This is a genomic window from Clostridiaceae bacterium, from assembly GCA_012840395.1.
GTDB lineage: Bacteria > Bacillota > Clostridia > Acetivibrionales > DULL01 > DULL01.
In genome coordinates this window covers 16777-35514 of record DULL01000065.1, presented here as the reverse complement: position 1 = coordinate 35514, position 18738 = coordinate 16777, and the positions used below count along the sequence as shown (strand labels likewise).

The window sequence follows — 18738 nt, the reverse complement described above, 5'->3', positions numbered from 1 at the left end:
ATCAATCACAAGGATATTATTTTGGTGTGGTGCCTTCAATGGCCTTTTGCAATAGTGGGGAATTCATAGTTGCAAAACTGGGGAATTTTTTTTGCAACTTTGTCCGTTTCTATTTTGCAATAAATAGTATATAACAAAAAGACAAGATTTTTAATAGGGGAAATTTTACTTATCAATGGGGGGTTTTTTTACCTTAGGCACAGTGATACTGCAAATCCGCATGATTTGAGATGTTAGAATTATTTCAGTCAAGGGGAAATAATGTAGAATTTATTTGTTATTGTTACTATTTAAAAGATTATTTCCAGAATATTTCCTGAATAATTATTCCGAGATGGCTGATAGAAAGGATGGTATAACTGTGAATAGTAACTTTGAAAAGGGCAAATAGCCGGAAAAGGGCAAATAGCCGTTAATAGAGCAAAAAAGAAGCAGAAGAACCGTCCCTCTGCTTCCGAGAACCGTCCCTCTGCTTCATTCTCCTTTAAGTTGCCTTGGAGTCAGTTCATTTAGCAATGGTTGTCCGGTTAAGAATCTCTTTACATTTTGCAAGAAAATATCCCAGATACGCTCACTATGTGGAGAACCTGAAATGTGAGGTGTCATAATTACGTTAGGAAAGCTCCATAATGGATGATCAGGAGGCATGGGATAATAATAATGGGTATCCAATGCAGCTCCTGCAATCCAGCCTTCTTTAAGCGCTTTTATCAATGCTTCCTCCTGAATAATCGGACCTCTGGCAGGATTAAGGATATAGGCTGTTTTTGGCAACATCTTCAATTCTCTTTCACCAATCAGTCCTTCAGTATTGTTTGTCAGAGGCATTGAAATAACCAAAAAGTCAAGATTTTTTAAAAATTCTTCTTCCTGGCCGCTTAAGAATACTTTGTCTGGCAAAATTCCTTCAGGATCGCCGGTTCCTTCTACACGGTATACATTAGTTTCTATAGACGGTATTTTCCTTCCCATAACATAAACCTTCATACCAAATGCCTTGGCAAGTCGTGCGGTTTCCCTTCCTATAGCCCCGTATCCCCAGATTCCCACAATAGAACCTCTAATTTCCTTCTGAAACCTTGCAGACCTGTCCCAGATTCCCGCTTCCTGATTCCTTATCATACCCCTTAAATCCTTGGCTAAGTTAATCATCATGGCAATATTCCATTCTGCAATAGAAATACTTGATACACCCTGGGCATTGCAGACACGAATGCCTTTTTCCACCAATCCCAGATTAAAAAGCTGGTTATAACCTGAAGTACTAATTTGTATCAGCTCAAGGGAATCTAAATCATTAAAATTCTCAGGAGGTAAATTACAGAATAGAATATGTTTATTTCTTAAAATTTGAGGAGATATGTAGCGGCTTTTTGTTTTGAAATCCTCAATAACTTCAACATTAACCTCCGGCATCTTTCTTAACTCTTCTAATTTTTCTTCATCAACCTTTACATTAATAAGTATATTCTTCAACTGTTCATTCTCCTCTACTTGTTGAATTTATTCAGATTAGTTTAAAGTTAGCGTAAACTGGCCAGATGAGCCCCTCAAACCCATACTTTGCTTAAAGGTTGAGTTTCTTAGCATCATGGATTACTATCTTTTCAGATATGTTATTATATAACTTCGTTGCTTGCAACGGAAGTATAGTGCTTTAGCCCTTTAATATTGGACATTAGCTTGCTTTTATTTTACTATTCCTATTTATTTTAAATATTCTTTATACACTTGCTTGGAGTTTTAGTTTAAGTCCCCAATGTAGTCTCCTGATAATATAGAAGTGATAATATAGAAGTCTTCCCAGTCTAATAATACAGCCTTCGCTTGTTCTAAACTGAGTTAAATGTATCAACCTGCCATATCTTATGTCCCATAAAATCATATAAAACACGAACTAATTAACCTTTTCAAGCCAGTGAAGCAGAAACTCCCCGCATTTTCTGCGGTATTCAGTTGAAAGGGTGTGGCCGGGATCGTTAGTTATAGTAAGTTCAGCAACGCTATCATCAAGTCCTGACTTCCTATTGCATTTTCTAATTGCTTCATATAGTTCTTTGCAGCTTTCGGTGCTGACACGTGTATCATTATTTCCTATTGCCATATAGATAGGACGGCCAGCCATACCATCTACGTAGTTTAATAGCCTTTCCCGGGCAAGAGCAACGCTGTTTCGTTCTCTCTCGAACTCTAATAAACACCGCCAATCGGTCACAGGTGATATTGCACTAGCCGCTGCAATTCGCTTGTCTGAAGCAAATGCCCTAAGCGCCATATATCCACCCCTGGAACAACCACATATAGCTATTTGTCCTGACTCAGCCAATCCTTGCTTTATAATATAGTCTACTACACAGCTACATTCCTCAGCCATTTGTTCAAATACATTTTCACTGGCAACATACATTTTACGTAAGCCTGCTATTTCACTTCCATATCTCTCATCTATACGTTCACCGTGGCACGGGATGTCAAAGCTTATGACTCGATGGCCGGCTTCAACAAAAGGAATTGCAGGCTGAATAAAGGGATCTTCGTAAATTGCTCCATGAGCCGTACCTGTTAAATTAATCAGTAGAAACGGTTTCCCAGTTATTGTTTCCGGCTCTAATAATTCACAGGGAATTAACCTGCCATTGCATTCCAGTTTAAATTTTCTACCTATGCTACCAGTCACTGCCTATATCTCTCCTTTAGTATAATTCCCTATTCCGGTTATAAAGTTAATGGAAACAAGCAAACTCGTTTCGCTTGGAGATTCAGTGGGGGTCTTGTAATCCCCCACTGAAAAAGGTTATTATTACAATTTACATCAATTCAGCTCCCGCTTATAGAAGCGAGGAACTTCTTGATACTTGGTAAAATTTTGAGCGGTGAGTCAAAATCTCCCGCTCCATTTAAACATACTGTAGTAATAAAACTTCTCTACATCCGAAAAATCTTCTACTATTGCATTTTTATATGTTTAGCCCTTACTCTCCACTAAGCTGCCTTGTTGTCAGCTCATTTAGCAAAGGTTCTCCTGATAAAAACCTCTTTACATTCTGTATAAAGATATCCCATGTACGTTCAACAAAATGGTTGCTGAGGGACGATCCTGAAATATGAGGTGTCATAATCACATTGGGAAAACTCCACAGAGGATGGTCAGCCGGTATAGGGTAATAGTAATGGGTGTCCAGTGCAGCCCCGGCAATCCAGCCTTCCCTTAGAGCTTTCAACAACGCCTCTTCCTGTATTATCGGACCCCGGGCAGGATTTAGAACGTATGCTGTCTTCGGGAGCATTTTTAATTCTTTTTCACCGACCAGCCCTTTTGTGTTATTTGTAAGGGGCATTGTAATTACGAGAAAATCAAGTTCCTTCAGGAATTCCTCTTCCTGCCCGCTAATAAATATCTTGTCCGGTAATATTCCTTCAGGGTCTCCGGTTCCTCCTACCCGGTATACATTTGCTTTCGCAGTCTTAGACGGGATATCCCTGTCCATTGAATAAACCTTCAGGCCAAAGGCTTTGGCAAGCCTTGCGATTTCCCTTCCAATGGCCCCATATCCCCAGATTCCCACAATAGAACCTCTAATTTCATTCTGAAATCTCGCAGACCTGTCCCAGACCCTGGCTTCCTGATTTCTTATCATGCCTCTTAAATCCCTGGCCAGGTTTACCATCATGGCTATGCTCCATTCAGCAATGGGAACATCAAATACCCCCTGGGCATTGCAGGCTCGAATTCCCCTTTCCACCAGTCCAAGATTAAAAAGCTGGGTGTAACCTGCCGAATTGATTTGTATCAGCTCAAGAGAATCTAAATCATTAAAATTCTCAGGAGGATATGTGCAAAATAGTATATGCTTGCCGCTCAGGATATCTGGAGATATATAACGGCGTTCTTCCTTGAAATCAATTACTTCAACATTTACCCCAGGTATCTTCTTCAATTCTTCAAGCCTTTGTTTATCAACTTTTACATCAATAAGTATGTTCTTCAATTGTTCATTCCCCTCTTCTATTATCAATCTCTCAGGATTTTTCCAGGCACACTGTTGAATTCACCGCTGCCCGGAATAAAAGGATATTTGTTCTTTATCTCATCTGTTAGGGTTATTCCAAGCCCTGGCTTCTCAGGAGGCAGCACCATGCCATCTTTCATAATAAATGAATCTCCTATAATTTCGCTGTGAAGAGGTCCATAAGCAGGAGCTATTTCAAGTATTGCAGTATTTGCACAGGCGAAACCACAGTGTATATTCTGCATAAAGGATCCTCCTGCTCCCCAGGAATGGGTGGCAATTTTCCTCCCCCTGCTTTCAAGCATGGCAGCCACTTTCATAAATTCACCCAGACCTCCGGTGAAAGAGGCGTCAGGCTGCCCTATGTCAAAGCAGTCCTTTTCAACAAATACTCTCCACTCGTAGCTAGCCGTCAGGCATTCTCCCCCTGCAATAGGTATTGTAGTGCTTTTGCACAACTCAGCATATCCCCAGGGGTCTGTATAATGCAATGGTTCTTCAAAAAAGAACAGGTCATAAGGTTCAAGAGCCTTCATAACTGCCTTTGCGATTCCCAAATCCCAGGTCTTTACTGGATTGTTGCCCATATGCCCATCCATCATTATCTTAATATCTTTGCCAACAAGGGATCTCACAAATTCTATTTTATCTGCTTCAAACTCAGCTGCTTCATTTGGTGATGAAGGCATATATGAGCCTTCTTCACTGTGATATCCTGCTCCAAGTTTAAATCCTTTGAATCCTAAGGACAGATAAAATTCAATTTTTGAAGCAAGTTTCTCTTTAGGATAATTACTTGGTCCTCCTGTCGCATAGCAAGGAAGGGCATCATGCTTCCGGCTTCCTAATAACTCGTAAACCGGAAGATTGTACATTTTACCCTTCAAATCCCATAAAGCAGCTTCAATTCCATTCAGGACAACAACGCCAAGTCCTACCCTGCACCAGAAATTCCCGCAGTGGTACATTCTGTTCCATAGTTCTGAAATATTATCGACCTTCTGTCCAATGAGTATCGGTTTAAAAAATTCTACTATTTCAGGTACTATCTCAGGGCAAAAATACCCGGCATAGGTTTCACCTATCCCTATAAGTTCAGTATCTGTATGAATCTCAATGAAAGCTGCACTCCTTCGTTTTCTGGCTTCACTTAAATACGGATCATAAGTGCATGGCCCTGTCAGCAATACTGTTTTTACATCTTTTATAATCATAGCAAATCACCATTTAAACTTTTTTTGTTAATTTAATATTATATCATTTTGGGGGAATCTTTTTTCAAACATCCTATTTGGGCTTACTTAGAAACATTCTGTTGTCTATACTATTATGGTTTTTTATGGCTGTCCTTGAAAGGTAATCCTTCCCAAAAACCCCTGTCTCCTGGGATAATGCCCAATTCTCTCCTCAGCCTTAAGCATTCTTCTTCCCATTTAAAAATACTATCCTTGAGTTCTTTCAATTCTTCCGGGACATCCTGATTAATTTTAAGCAGTGAATTTAATTCAAATGGATCTTTCTTTAAATCATATGCTTCGTCTCCACAGTCAGGGTCATGAATATAGGAAAAATCCATCGACCTGGCTCCTTGGACCAATCCTCTGCGTCTTCCACTCTCGGGCATCCCTCCTGGAAATGTAGTTTTTAAATGTCCATGATAATTTCCTACCTGGGCAAATACATACTTACGCAATTCATTCTTTGCTCCCTCCATGGCCCATTTTATAAGGTCATAACCCTGAGCATATTCAGGCACCTTTATCCCTGCTATTCCCAAAATAGTGGGAAATAAATCTACTAATTCCACCAGCCCGTCTATGACCTTAGGATAATTCTCACTTATATTTTTAGGGGGCCGGATTACAAGAGGAACATGGAGCAAACATTCATAAAGTGATTCTGTCTTATTGAATAAACCTTTTTCACCGGTATAATCTCCATGGTCGGATGTTACTATAATCCATGTATTATCCAGCATACCTCTTTTGTCCATTTCATCGTACAGCCTCATCATTTGATGGTTCAGGTAGGTTATCATGCCATAATAAGTAGCAATAACCTTTTTAATATCCAGTTCTGTAGCTTTTGAAGTACCGCAATCTTCCAAACATTTGTATTGCCATTCAGGCCTTCCCTTTCCATCGCCCATTGGCGGAAGCTCAATATCTTCAGGGTTATACAGTATATCATAAGGTTTTGGTACAAAATAAGGAGGATGAGGATCAATATACGGAACATGGAAAAAGAAAGGCAACCCTGAAGCCTGAATATTATCCAGCATTATAATTGCTCTGTTGGTGAGTAATGCTGCATGCCCTTCTTCTGGCGATACATCCATTCCTCCTGAAGACCATCCCACATCTTTACGTCCGTGCTGATGAAGATTGTACCATGCATTATAAAGTGGTCCAGAATCATTAAAGTCAGCCTGCTCGTACCAACCTCTGTCAAGGCATCTTGATCTTTCGTAATGTCCGCATGCTGCGGTATAGTATCCATTTCTCTGAAGAATTTCAGTAAGTTGAGGCAAATTGAAAGGTGCTCTGTTTTGATGACAGGTAACCTGATGTACAAGAGGATGTACACCTGTCATTATAGATGCACGGGAAGGTGTACAAATAGGTGAATTTGAATAAGCATTTGTAAAAGCAATTCCTTTCTCTGCCATTTTATCTAAAAAAGGAGTTTTTACAACAGGATTCCCGTATACTCCCCCAGCTGCCGAAGCTTTTTGTTGATCTGCCATCAACAGTAAAATATTAGGCCTGCTGTTTTGTTTATTTATATTAATCATATTTGTTTTCTTTCCTCAATTAATTAATAATACTTTTATGATAAAAATAGATTTAATAGATAATGGTATAAACCAACGAAAAAAATATGGCGCTAACAGTAGAATATTTATTACTACTGCTCACAAAAGGACTCTCAATTTTTCACTAACTAATTCTCGTTTTTCACAAGATATATCATTTCTTTCTAATATTTCATCTACCTCAATTCATCTACCTCAGTATTCATTTAATCAGAAGAAACATAATTTGCTTTAGTCACCATACATGTCCTATGAACATGTGAAAAAACTTAACTTAACCTTTAATAGCTCCCAAAGTTATACCTTTTGTGAAATATTTCTGGAACATAAGGAAAATTATTATCATTGGTATTGACGCTACAGAAGCTCCTGCAAGTTGAATACCATACCTTGCTGAAAATTCTTCTTTAAAAGTAGCAACACCCAGAGGCAATGTTTTTAGTATTTTTGAAGATATAACAAGCAACTGCCACATATAGTCGTTCCAACTGTTAATGAATGTAAAAATAGCCAGTGCACCGAGACCTGGTTTAGCCAGTGGAAGCATTATTCTTGCATATATTCCAAGTTCACTACAGCCATCAATTTTTGCTGATTGTACTAGCTCTGAAGGCAGTGTAACCATAAACTGTTTAATAAGAAACACCCCAAAAGGCCATCCCAGAGCCGGTACTATTAATCCTGCAAGAGTATTAAACATATTAAGATCTCTTACTATTTTAAATAAAGGTACAAGAAGTATCTGCTTAGGTATCATCATAGTAAGAACCATGGAATAAAATATTATATCTCTGGCAAAGAAATTTTTCTTTGCAAAAGAATATCCTGCCATTGAACTAATTAAAACAATCAGGATAGTAGTTATTGAGGAAACCAGCACGCTGTTAAAAAACCACCTTAAAGTTGGAGCAGTTCTAAACATTTCAATATAGTTTTTCAAATATAACCCTTTTGGGAAAAATAGTGGAGGAATTGATGAAATATCAGCATCAGGCATAAAAGAAGCAACGAACATCCAATATATTGGAAACAATAATAATAGTGCTAATATGTAAAGCAAAGCAGATGTTATCGTTTTTATAGGATATTTCAATAGCTTATTTCTTGACATGATATACCTCCATTAATACTCAACTTGTGATGAGAACATCTTAAACTGTATTACTGCAAATATAGCTACACAAACAAACATTATTACTCCCATTGTTGATGCGAGACTAAAATCATTATATGTAAAAGCCGTTTTATATATTAAAAACAGCACGGTATTCGATGCATAATTGGGTCCACCACTGGTCATAAGGTTAACTACAGCAAAAACCTGGAAAGCACCTATTGTTGTGGTTACAAATATATAAAGTGTTGTAGGAGTAAGAAGCGGCACAGTAATATTCCAGAATTTTGCAATACCGCTTGCTCCATCAATATCTGCTGCTTCATAATATGTCTGTGGTATTCCTCCTAAAGCTGCAAGATACAAGATTATTGGCTGACCCAGAGAGTAGGTTAATACCACTATTGATAGTGAAGGTATTACATATTTTGGATCGCCCAGCCAGTTGATCGGATCTATTCCTATAAAAGATAATACATAATTCAGAATTCCATATAAATTATGATATATGTTCCTCCACACTAAAGATACAGAAACTATACTTATTACTACAGGAAGATAAAATGATGCTCTGAAAAAAGTTTGAGCTCTCGGGGACTTATCATAAATAAGTACTGCAATCACTATTGATAATATAACAGTTGTAGGAACAATATATAATACAAATAAAAAAGTATTAATCAGTGATTTAATAAATACAGAGTCTTTAAAAATAGTTGCATAATTTGCCAGCCCAACCCATTTAGAACCTTGCAGGCTATATTGATACAAGCTCAGAATAAGGGCTTCGATAACAGGGTAAATAACGAATATTATAAAAAATATTAAGCTTGGTAAAATAAAAATATAACCCCATACCTGTTCATAAAAAATATTGCTTTTTACAAACTTTTTTACTTTACCAAAAAAATTTAAGTTTACTGAGCTTTGAGAAACAGTATTCAATGCAATCCTCCTCTTAACAATGGACTTGTTGACTTTTATAAGGGAGAGATTGTTATCTCTCCCTTACAATCAAATCATATTATATTATTATTTGTATTTATCAATTGAAGCCTGTGCTTTGGCTGCGAAGTCATCCAATGCAGTCTTAGGATCTTTTGTTCCGTTATAAACTGCCTGCATTTCAGGATATAATGCTGCTCTCATTTCAGCATATGCCGGTGAAGCAAGACCAGGATCACGGGCATATTTGATAACTTTTGCACTCCACTCCATGAGAGGTTCTCCTGGATAGAGGTTTCCTGCTGATTTCTTAACAGGAATAAGTTTTACAGCTTTCAGAGCTTTGCTGTTTTCAGTGTTTGTTGCAAACTTAGCCAATTCAACAGCCCATTTTTCTCTGTCAGCATCACCCGATTTAAATACAGCTAATCCTACAGGGTTAGCATAGAAAGCAGGTTTTACTCCAGGAGCTGTCGGATACATTGCCCAATCCATTTCAAATTCCTCAACTTCTCCTGTTTTAAAAGCATTTTCAACTGTTCCGTATAGTCCTGAAGAACCGTTTATATGGATAGCAACCTTCTGTTGTTTGAAGTACTCTAATACCTCAGTTGCTTTAATAGTCTCAGCACCAGGCATAGCTAGTCCTTCATCAATAAGTGATTTAGCAAATTCTACACCTTTGACACCTTCAGGAGAATTAAATACAATCTTATCCAAGGTTTCATTAAAGATTGTGGCTCCAAAGCCCCACATGAGAGCATTTGTTCCTGAGTCACCCTGCTCATTTCCTGCATACAGAGCTGTTCCATATACTCCTTTAGCAGGATTTGATACTGCTTTCAAAGCTTCCTTAAATTCGTCATATGTCCAGGTTCTCTCTTCATTCTGCGGGAGGAGATGTTCAGCACCTGCTGCTTTAAACATGCTCTTATTTATCAATAAATGTATAACCATGTTCGCCCAGGGGAACATATAGTGCTTACCGTCAGTAAATTTACCAAGATCCCATGCACCCTCTACATAGTCACTGAGTTCTTCCTGAGTAAAGTAGTCATCAAGAGGAAGCAGAGCACCCATTGCTGCATATCCGAAGAATCTAGCAGTACCATCTTCAAGAACGTCCGGTTGAGTCTTTGATGCAATCGCAACACTTACTTTTTCAGGGCCGCCGTCCCAAGGGAGGTGCTCGTATTCTATTTTAACATTTGGATGTTGCTCTGAAAAAGCTTTTGCTACACTTCTCTGCCAGTCACCGTATTCCCCGTCGGGCTCGGTTCCTGTAATACCTTTCCATCTTGAATAACCCCAGTAGCTTAGTGAAACTTGTTTTTCCTCTTGTTTTGTTTCTTCTTTGGTCTGTTCACTTGTTGTAGATTTTGAGCCTTCACTGGTGTCTTTGCCTGTAGTGTTACTGGCGCAGCCAGCAAAAACTGATGCAATTAGAAATACTACCAGTAGAACACTAATAATTTTCTTTGACATTTAAATCCCCCTTTTTTTGTTATATTTTGAAAGCTCTGTATAGAATAGGCTATACTTTTATAATAAAGTAAACCGTCGAGTTTTTAATGGGGCAAATTTTACTTTTCAACAGGGGCATTTTTTACTTGATAGAAATTATTATCTATTTAGCATTATTCACAATATTTACCGGATTTCCTTCCATAAAAGCCTTTATATTCCGGATTGCAGTGTCCATCAGCCTTGTCCTTGCTTCTTTTGTTGCCCATGCGATATGGGGTGTGATCAAGCAGTTTTTTGCAGACAATAGTGGATTGTCTCTGTTCGGAGGCTCAATAGACAACACATCCAGCCCTGCCCCTGCTATCCTTTCTTTATTCAAAGCTTCTGAAAGGTCCTCCTCAACAATAAGCTGTCCTCTGGAAGTATTAATCAAAAACGCAGTCTCTTTCATGAGATTTAGCGAATTTCTATTGATCAGGTCCCGGGTTTCAGGAAATAGCGGGCAATGAAGGCTTACTACGTCAGACTTCTGCAACAGCTCCGGTATTTCTGCCCAGGAAAAATTTCTTAAATCAGGTTGATTTCCTTTATGGATGTCTGCAGCTATAATATTCATTCCAAATGTTTCTGCGATCTTTGCCACCTGCCTTCCGATTCTCCCGAATCCAATAATTCCCATAGTCTTTCCTGCCAGTTCTATCAGAGGGTAGTTCCAATAGCAAAAATCTTTACTTTTGGACCAATCGCCTCTTTGGACAGAATCGCTGTGGCGCTGCACGTGATGGCAAAGTTCCAGCAATAGCGCAAAAACCATCTGGGCAACAGAGTATGTACCATAGCTGGGAATATTAGTCACAATTATGCCACGTTTTGTTGCTGCATCAACATCAACAATGTTATATCCAGTGGCAAGCACACCAATATATTTTAATGAAGTAAGTTTCTCAATTGTTTCTCCAGAGAGAGGAGTCTTATTTGTTAATATAATTTCCGCTCCTGCAGCTCTTTCAATTATTAAATTCGATGCAGTTCTCTCGTAGATTGTTACATCTCCAAATTTTTTTAGATCTTCCCAGCTTAAATCTCCAGGATTTAACGTATAACCGTCCAGCACTACAATTTTCATACCTATACTCATCCCCTTCAATTTTATTTTATTATGCCATTATTCGATGAACACCACCAGGTTTTGCATCCAGTCCGGTATTTTTTCATCTTACATCTTTTTCAACAGCGTAAAATCCGCTTCCCACGGTTTTGCGCACAGTAATATTTTTGCATTATATAGGTTTCCAGTAGAATATTGCCAATCCTTCTGGTTTGAGTTTCTCAACAAACTCATTAAGTTCCTCTTCACTTAACTCACCATTTATGATAACACTCTTTGAAGCAGCCTGTATTTTTTTACAGGATTCTAGAATCATTTCTTTCTTAAATACGCCGGTTTCTCTTTCGAGTGTTATTTCCACTGCTTTTAAATTTTCTATTTCAAGTACCGCATCAAGAATATGCAAGCCACATGCATGCATATGCATTACACTATATGGAAACCTATCTATGATCTTTTTATCAAACTTTAGAAAATGCTCCCTGTATGTATTTAGCGAGAAAAGACTGGAAGCATCTATCTGGTAGTCCAGAACCGGTTCCGGAGCAAACACACCCCAGACTGAAATATATCCACCTTTCCATTGCTGCCTCATATCAATGTTTCTTTGGACTGTCAAAATATATAATTCTGTAAATTTATCTGCAAGTTCTGCAACCTTTTCAGGATAATCATAAATAGAAAGACACAGCTTTTCCTCACTCATAAAAGCTGCAAGCATATCTATAATGCCTCTGAAATGAAGCTGTCTTACAGCTATATCAAATCCTGCTTTTTCGTTAAGCTTTCTCATTACGTCATTTATTACCTCAAACCATTCAGATTTCAGCGCACCTTCTACAGTAAACTCTTCCATTGCCTTTTCAATATCGCCGGGTATTGGTTTTGCAGAACAACTGAAAGCAGAAGCATAAATGGGGCATCCTATAATCGACTCCATCCAAGCCTCAGGATATAGGCATCCTGCAAAATTAGCCATGTCACCATTAAATGGTTCGGGATTGCTTATTTCTGCTCCCACTAATCTCGAAACATCAATATCCCCCGGAAATATTCTCTCAGGGTCTACAAGCTCTTTTCCGCCTTTTACAGGATATGGCTTCTTTTTGAAACCACTAAACGGTATTCTGGCTAATAGTGGTTCTTTGTTTGAAAGCTTCCAGAATTCAATATGCTTTTCAATTGCTTTTCTTATTAATTCTTCGTCCATATTAATTCTCCTTGTCAAATAAAACGAGACAATCCCAATATCCATCAGAGGATCTCATTAATAGCTTCTCTTCCCAATCTAGCCCACTCTATAAGCTTACCCGGATTATTATTTATAGTTTCTATGTCACTTAAGTTGATATCCGCTGATACTCCCCTCTCCCTACATTTCAACGCTAATATGAAATCTCCTTACAGCTATATTTCCTTCTTGAGTTTTCTTTGCTGCTACAAAGCTCCGGTACCTCACAAGTCAATTCTTTAATCAGGGTATTCATTTCTTTTGTTCCTCCTGATTTATACACAAATTGCTTGCTTTTAATGTTACATCTCCTCTGCTAAATGTATCGCCATAGTTCCCTCTTATTTTCCTAAAATCACTGTTTAATGTGCCGCGCATTTTCGTTATATCTGCAGCATTTAATATGAAGTTTAACCCTTCATCCATCAATTTTTTATATAAATCAGTAGTAGCGTCTGTATGAAGGCCTACTCCTTTATTCATTTTCCTGCATTTCCTTACAATTTCTATTAATGTTTTCTGAAAAATTGGATTGTCATATTCTTCAGGTATCTCCATAGAACATGTAATATCATGAGGCCCGAGAAATACTCCATCTACACCTTCCACAGAAAGCAGACTCTCAAGATTATGTATTGCCTCAACACTTTCTACTCCAATAATCAAATATTTATCCTTATTGAAGTTTTCAAGATATCTACGGAGTTTTTCGCTAAATTCTCTTTGACCGTTAAGAACTTCCTGAAGGAATCTACCCTTTATTGGACGATATTTTACAGCTCCTACCAGCTGCTTTACCTGCTCTACTGTCTCGACGTATGGTGCAACTATACCTTCAGCTCCGCCGTCCATTGCCATGGCTGCCCAGTGTGCCGAAGGATATGGTATTCTGACCATAGGTGATATGCCCCATGCCGAATACAACTGACACATCATTGCAACCTCTGTGCGGTCAATCGGCATATGTTCAGTACATATAAAAACAAAATCCATTTCCACATCAGCGGTCATCCTTGCAGCTATAGGGTTGCCAAGACTTGCTACATGTGTTCCATAAATTCTTTCACCATTTATCAACTTTTGCCTAATCATTTCACCTTTCATCTAAACACATCCCCTGCAAAATATTAGATTACATCCTTATAATAAAACACTATGATTTTAATTGTAATTAAGAAATATGTCGTTATTTTTATGTGAATGTCATATTGTCTTAATTATTTATCAGATAATATGCCACTCAAATAGTACTGATTACTGTTTTCTATTGTTAATAGATTTGTTGATGAAGCATTTTGGAGTCATTCCAGTATATTCTTTGAATACATAATGAAAATAATTTACTGAATTAAAACCGGCCAATTCAGAAACCTTGACTATAGACAGATTAGTTGTACTTAACAAGTGCTTGGCATTTTCTATGCGAATTTCAATAAGCTTTTCCCTGAAGGACTTACCAAAAAGGCTTTTAATTACCCTTTGGGTTTGTCTTACACTTAGATTAAGATATTTAGAAAGATCTTCTATTCTAATATCACTTTGTTTATAATGGGCATGAAAAAATTGTTCAATCTTAGGAATCCTCTTTTCATCCTGATACCCTTTTTTTATATTAGATATTTTATATATATCATCTTCACAAATAGTGCGAAAAATATTTATAAATATATCTTTGACCAGCAATTCAGCTTTTTGAATATATCCTATTCTTTGGGTAGTTAGTTCTTTAAATATAGACTCTACTAAAGAAAAGTTATTATACAAGTCTTCTTTAACTAAATACTTATTAAAATTTAGTATTTCAATGATTTTTAATATTTCATTCTTAAATTGACTCCCGGATTTTCTTTTCAAGAATCTGAAATTAAACTGGATACTATATCTTACAATTTTCTCTTCTTGTTTTACTACAAATTTATGATAGACGCCGGGAGCTATTAAATATAAATTATTTACCTTCAATGGTATTGGTTGGTTTTCTATCCACAACACACCATCCCCATAAGAAATAAAATGAATTTCATAGGCAAAATGATTATGACTTTCTGTGTTCTCTGTCATTTCGTAGTGTGCATCAAAATTAACCCATACGTCTATTAATATATTGCCAAAATCAACCTTAACATTATAACCTTTTAAATTGGTATCCATTATATTCATATTAATCATACTAATTTTATCCCAGATATCAGGAAGTCTCTAGCTTCTATATAAACTTAATGGAACCTTCCATTCCATAACAATGACCCTAAATTTACTCATATATTACATTTATACCGTCAAGCTCCCCATATAATACTTCAATCTCATGTTCCATCTTTCCGGTTTCTTTATTTAATTTTTGCCGGTATATTCCCCAGGCTGTACTTGTGGACCAGAAAGTAGAAAAATCCTCTCTATAAATCTTTGGTGAAAAGCGTATTTCCTTCTTCACCATGTCGCACTGAAAGCCTGTAAGGGCAATTAATACTGTCCAACTTGCCATGGACCTGGCATAATGGTGTCCGCATTCTACCTCATTCCATGGATTTCTCCTGTATCCATCCTGCCTGTCCCTTATTGTCTTTACTATGGTTAAGCCTTCTTCTACAAATCCTTCGAATATAAGATGGGCTGCAACCTGATACTCGATTCCTGTCCATACCTCATCTGAATATATAAAGGGAAATCTTGGCCTTCCCCCATATGGCCAGGTGCATAATACCAGACCCTTTTCATCATTTAATACATAGGTCCTCTGCATATTGCAATGGTTACTGAAATCTGTAAAGAAATTATATTTATATACAGATTCAATTGCCTTCTTTACGTGTTCTTCAGGCAATATGTATCCTAATCCCACCATATGAGCCAGCATCTGTCCGAAAACCTGGTCCGACAGGCACCCGGTTCCATATCACCGCTCAATTTCCACTCTCTATACAGCCGGACAATTGTACCCATCTGTCCGTCAGCTGCAGGATGAAAATCGTACCTGGGCATACCCAAAACTGTATTTGTCCTGAAGGCCATTTCTCCCTTCTCATCGGTTTCTTTGTTAAATTCAACAATCCGTGCACTTCGTTCAAGAGAAGGAAAAAAGGTATGCTACTGTTTGAGCATAATTCCACACATGGGTACAGGTTCCGAAGCATGATCCTGTCTTATCATGACAACCTTCCCATGCTATCATGGTTCCGTCTTCAAGCCAGATGCAAGTATTGCTTCTTAGCACTGTAATATTGCTAGCCACCGCATCAATTACATAATGGGGCAGTGTACTGCTGAATAAGGCATTATGAAATTTACGGGTTTCATTTTCTAATCTTGAGTAATTCTTTATGACATACTTCCCAACATCCCAGGCATCTTTGAACAGCTTGCTGTAGTAATTTCTCACTATAGGAGTTTCATGGTTATATTTACTGTCGTCACCAAACCAGCTTTTTATCCTGTTAGGAAAATACCAGGTCAGTATAAAAGTGAACTCTTTTTCCTCCCCGGGATTTAATGTTGCCGGTATCCCCAGAGAACAATATTTCTGTTTTCCTCTCACTCCAATATGTTTTGCTTCTATGTCTATACCATCACTAAAAGAAAAAGGTTCCAGCAATCTGTCACTGCTAAAGTCCTCCCAGAAATCCTGCACTCCATCCCATGCAGAATAGTCTGTCAGCCAGTACTGCTTGTATGTAACATTTTCCTGAGGAGTCATTATACTCATGCTTCCATAACGGATATAATCTTCCTTGAAATCCTTGTGTATGAAAGGTTATCACCTTTGCTTGGTTTATTAAATATTTCCCAGTCTTTAAGTTCTCCCCGGGCACCAACAGAAATAGTACCTGTGCCTATACCTCCCAGAAGAAATGCCGCTTCCCTGGCATCTCCATTAAAGAAACGCTGCTTACCCGTGGAATAAAGTTCCTGGTTTGAATATATTTTCGCTTTATTGTCCATTATTTCTGAGTGCCCCCTACCTTGCCATCATTTCCTCCAAAGCATTATTACAGAAAATATCTTCTATCTGAGAATCACTTATCTTCATATCGTAAAAAGCTTCTCTCATGGCTCTCAAAGATTCTATACACACAAGAACAGGATTGCATGCCGGGGATAAGGTTTCCCATTTTATTATGCTTTCATCAAGCCATATAAACCCATCACCTACATCCACACATTTCCCCCTGGTTTGTGATATTGGGAAATCACTGCCCCACAGAAGTTTTTTATGGCCGAATTCTGCCAGTATTGCCTTAACTGCTCCAGGTTCACATACGGCTGCAACATCGAACCATATATTCTTAAGGCCCTTTATTTTAGGCAAACCTTTAATGGTATTGTATCTGTGAAATCCTCTTGCGGCATGTGCAAGAATCAGTTTTACTCCTGGATACTTGGTACAGAAATATACAATTTCTTCTGAATTTTTCGGATCAGCCAGGGCTCCGGCTTTTACCATATGCAAAGTAATAAATAAATTTCTTCTGTGAGCTATTTCCCAAGCCCACTCAGGCAAATAACCTGATATATCCGATTCAAATGTAGGTTTTTGACTACTGAATACATGATAGGGCTTTAAACCCAGTATACCGGGATGCTTCTCAAGGAATTCTTCAACTTTTTCAGGATTATCATCAGGCCTTATAAGCATTAATCCTCTGCTCATTTTATGTAATTTTAACTGTTCAACAATAAAATTGTTGCATGCTTCCACATTGCAGTTTACCTGAATATGAGGAAAGAAAAGACCTCCAACCATATTTGAACTTTTAAATATTTGCTCCATCTGTTCTCTCCAGACATCTATTGTAACCACAGAAGGCCCTTCCCCCGATGATCCCGCAAATTTTTGCCCATAATCTTTGAATCTGTAAATATGAGCATGAACATCGAATATATTTTTGGGAATAATGTCCTTAATATCTTCTAAAATTTTCTTATCAGTTTCATTGACTGACCACCGACTGACCATGCCATTATCTCCTTTCTAATCTTCAACCCACTGAGGATACTCCATTTTAAGAAAACTATAATATCTATCAAAGGCTTCATCAGTTGTACTTTTGTAAGGTGGTAAAAGTCTCAGTGGAAATTCTTTAATAAGAACTTTACTAAACATTTTATCGTATGCCCCGTCAATTTTACCTCCCCCAGCAGCCTCCATAAGTCCCTTAACCATCATATAAAGTTCCTGTTGCATTTTTAGGGTCTTTTCACTTTCAGAATTACTGGAAGCATAAAAGTACTCCCAGGCTCTTTTTATATTGGAAGTAGCAATTGACAGTAAAAGGCCGAAATCTCCTATTAAATTCCCATATCCAAATCCTATTTCTGTCAAGAAGAAACGCAAGGAGCAAGAACTGCCGGCAATTTCTATAATATCCGGAATATCTTTTGTTACATATTTTACTCCTGCGAAATTGGGTATTTCCTCTGCCAATCTTTCGTATTCCTTTATTGTAAGGAATCTTTTTGAGCGTAAAAGATTATAGTGTAAAAATCTGCAGTCAGGGAAAGGATCACAGAGTGCATGCATAAAAGAATATAGTTCTTCATCTGAAAGAGCTCCCCAACTGGGAAGTGCGAACTGGAAATCTCTTATGCCATAACTATAGGCCTTTCTTATTCTGTTAATCATGTTAGGAAGTGAAAGGCTAATTAATCCTACCATAGGATATAAATCCGGACCTTTCATCTCTTCCGCAAAAGCCCTTACTATTTCATCAAATTGTTCATCTGTTATGGCATAGCCTTCTCCCGCTGTACCGAATAAATATATATTTTTAATGCCTCTTTTGATAAGTCCCTGTACTTCTTTCCTGAAAATATCTTCATCAAATTCATAAGATTCTGTCCATGGTATACATGCTGTTGCAAGAATGGTTTTGGGATATCTTTTTTCGTTCATATATTGCCCTCCTATAAGAGCTTTTTTAAATAATTCCATTTAATATCAGATGGTTTATTTTTAGTATTTCATAAACGCCTGTATTTTGTAAACTGATTTTAACTAAATAATAAATCTTAAATATATATAATAAAACTATCGCGTTATACAGTCGTAAA

Annotated in this window: 18 protein-coding genes; all 18 read right to left on the bottom strand. The window is 37.6% G+C overall.

The annotated features are described in order from the left end of the window. Nucleotides 1–474 precede the first annotated feature (474 nt). The 18 genes from GXX20_07945 to GXX20_07860 all read right to left on the bottom strand — a co-directional run bounded on the left by GXX20_07945 (nt 475) and on the right by GXX20_07860 (nt 18580). Entirely contained in the window at nt 475–1476 is a 1002-nt protein-coding gene (locus tag GXX20_07945) for a D-2-hydroxyacid dehydrogenase (protein HHW31587.1), read from the bottom strand. Between the two features lie 421 nt (nt 1477–1897). Continuing rightward, nucleotides 1898–2677, bottom strand: coding sequence for a prolyl oligopeptidase family serine peptidase (locus GXX20_07940; GenBank protein ID HHW31586.1), 780 nt, complete (start codon nt 2675–2677; stop codon nt 1898–1900). A 295-nt stretch (nt 2678–2972) separates the two neighbouring features. Continuing rightward, the gene (locus tag GXX20_07935) at nt 2973–3989 is read right to left on the bottom strand and encodes a D-2-hydroxyacid dehydrogenase (GenBank protein HHW31585.1); all 1017 of its coding nucleotides are present in this window, start codon (nt 3987–3989) and stop codon (nt 2973–2975) included. A gap of 23 nt (nt 3990–4012) precedes the next feature. Continuing rightward, a complete protein-coding gene (locus GXX20_07930; protein ID HHW31584.1) occupies nt 4013–5224 on the bottom strand; it encodes a mandelate racemase/muconate lactonizing enzyme family protein in 1212 nt (403 codons plus the stop codon). A 113-nt stretch (nt 5225–5337) separates the two neighbouring features. After that, entirely contained in the window at nt 5338–6804 is a 1467-nt protein-coding gene (locus tag GXX20_07925) for a sulfatase-like hydrolase/transferase (protein ID HHW31583.1), read from the bottom strand. Nucleotides 6805–7099: 295 nt separating this feature from the next. Next, nucleotides 7100–7936 carry a carbohydrate ABC transporter permease gene (locus tag GXX20_07920; GenBank protein ID HHW31582.1) on the bottom strand — a complete coding sequence of 279 codons (837 nt, stop codon included), beginning with the start codon at nt 7934–7936 and terminating at the stop codon, nt 7100–7102. Nucleotides 7937–7948: 12 nt separating this feature from the next. Further along, nucleotides 7949–8884 (bottom strand): sugar ABC transporter permease, encoded by a 936-nt coding sequence (locus GXX20_07915; GenBank protein ID HHW31581.1) that lies wholly within the window; start codon nt 8882–8884, stop codon nt 7949–7951. 87 nt (nt 8885–8971) lie between these two features. Then, nucleotides 8972–10369 carry a sugar ABC transporter substrate-binding protein gene (locus GXX20_07910; protein ID HHW31580.1) on the bottom strand — a complete coding sequence of 466 codons (1398 nt, stop codon included), beginning with the start codon at nt 10367–10369 and terminating at the stop codon, nt 8972–8974. 142 nt (nt 10370–10511) lie between these two features. Beyond that, nucleotides 10512–11477 carry a D-2-hydroxyacid dehydrogenase gene (locus tag GXX20_07905; GenBank protein HHW31579.1) on the bottom strand — a complete coding sequence of 322 codons (966 nt, stop codon included), beginning with the start codon at nt 11475–11477 and terminating at the stop codon, nt 10512–10514. A gap of 154 nt (nt 11478–11631) precedes the next feature. Then, the gene (locus GXX20_07900) at nt 11632–12669 is read right to left on the bottom strand and encodes a hypothetical protein (protein HHW31578.1); all 1038 of its coding nucleotides are present in this window, start codon (nt 12667–12669) and stop codon (nt 11632–11634) included. 273 nt (nt 12670–12942) lie between these two features. After that, nucleotides 12943–13794 (bottom strand): aldolase, encoded by an 852-nt coding sequence (locus tag GXX20_07895; protein ID HHW31577.1) that lies wholly within the window; start codon nt 13792–13794, stop codon nt 12943–12945. Between the two features lie 150 nt (nt 13795–13944). After that, nucleotides 13945–14859: an AraC family transcriptional regulator gene (locus GXX20_07890; GenBank protein ID HHW31576.1), complete on the bottom strand. Its 915-nt coding sequence runs from the start codon at nt 14857–14859 to the stop codon at nt 13945–13947. An 85-nt stretch (nt 14860–14944) separates the two neighbouring features. Continuing rightward, nucleotides 14945–15547 (bottom strand): hypothetical protein, encoded by a 603-nt coding sequence (locus tag GXX20_07885; GenBank protein HHW31575.1) that lies wholly within the window; start codon nt 15545–15547, stop codon nt 14945–14947. Further along, nucleotides 15523–15702 (bottom strand): hypothetical protein, encoded by a 180-nt coding sequence (locus GXX20_07880; protein ID HHW31574.1) that lies wholly within the window; start codon nt 15700–15702, stop codon nt 15523–15525. The genes GXX20_07885 and GXX20_07880 overlap by 25 nt, the downstream gene beginning before the upstream one ends. 52 nt (nt 15703–15754) lie before the next feature. After that, nucleotides 15755–16393, bottom strand: coding sequence for a hypothetical protein (locus GXX20_07875; protein HHW31573.1), 639 nt, complete (start codon nt 16391–16393; stop codon nt 15755–15757). Next, nucleotides 16390–16629 carry a hypothetical protein gene (locus GXX20_07870; protein ID HHW31572.1) on the bottom strand — a complete coding sequence of 80 codons (240 nt, stop codon included), beginning with the start codon at nt 16627–16629 and terminating at the stop codon, nt 16390–16392. Before GXX20_07870 ends, GXX20_07875 begins: the two co-directional genes overlap by 4 nt. 16 nt (nt 16630–16645) lie before the next feature. Then, the gene (locus GXX20_07865) at nt 16646–17644 is read right to left on the bottom strand and encodes an amidohydrolase family protein (GenBank protein HHW31571.1); all 999 of its coding nucleotides are present in this window, start codon (nt 17642–17644) and stop codon (nt 16646–16648) included. Nucleotides 17645–17659: 15 nt separating this feature from the next. After that, the gene (locus GXX20_07860; GenBank protein ID HHW31570.1) at nt 17660–18580 is read right to left on the bottom strand and encodes a dihydrodipicolinate synthase family protein; all 921 of its coding nucleotides are present in this window, start codon (nt 18578–18580) and stop codon (nt 17660–17662) included. Nucleotides 18581–18738: the final 158 nt, after the last annotated feature.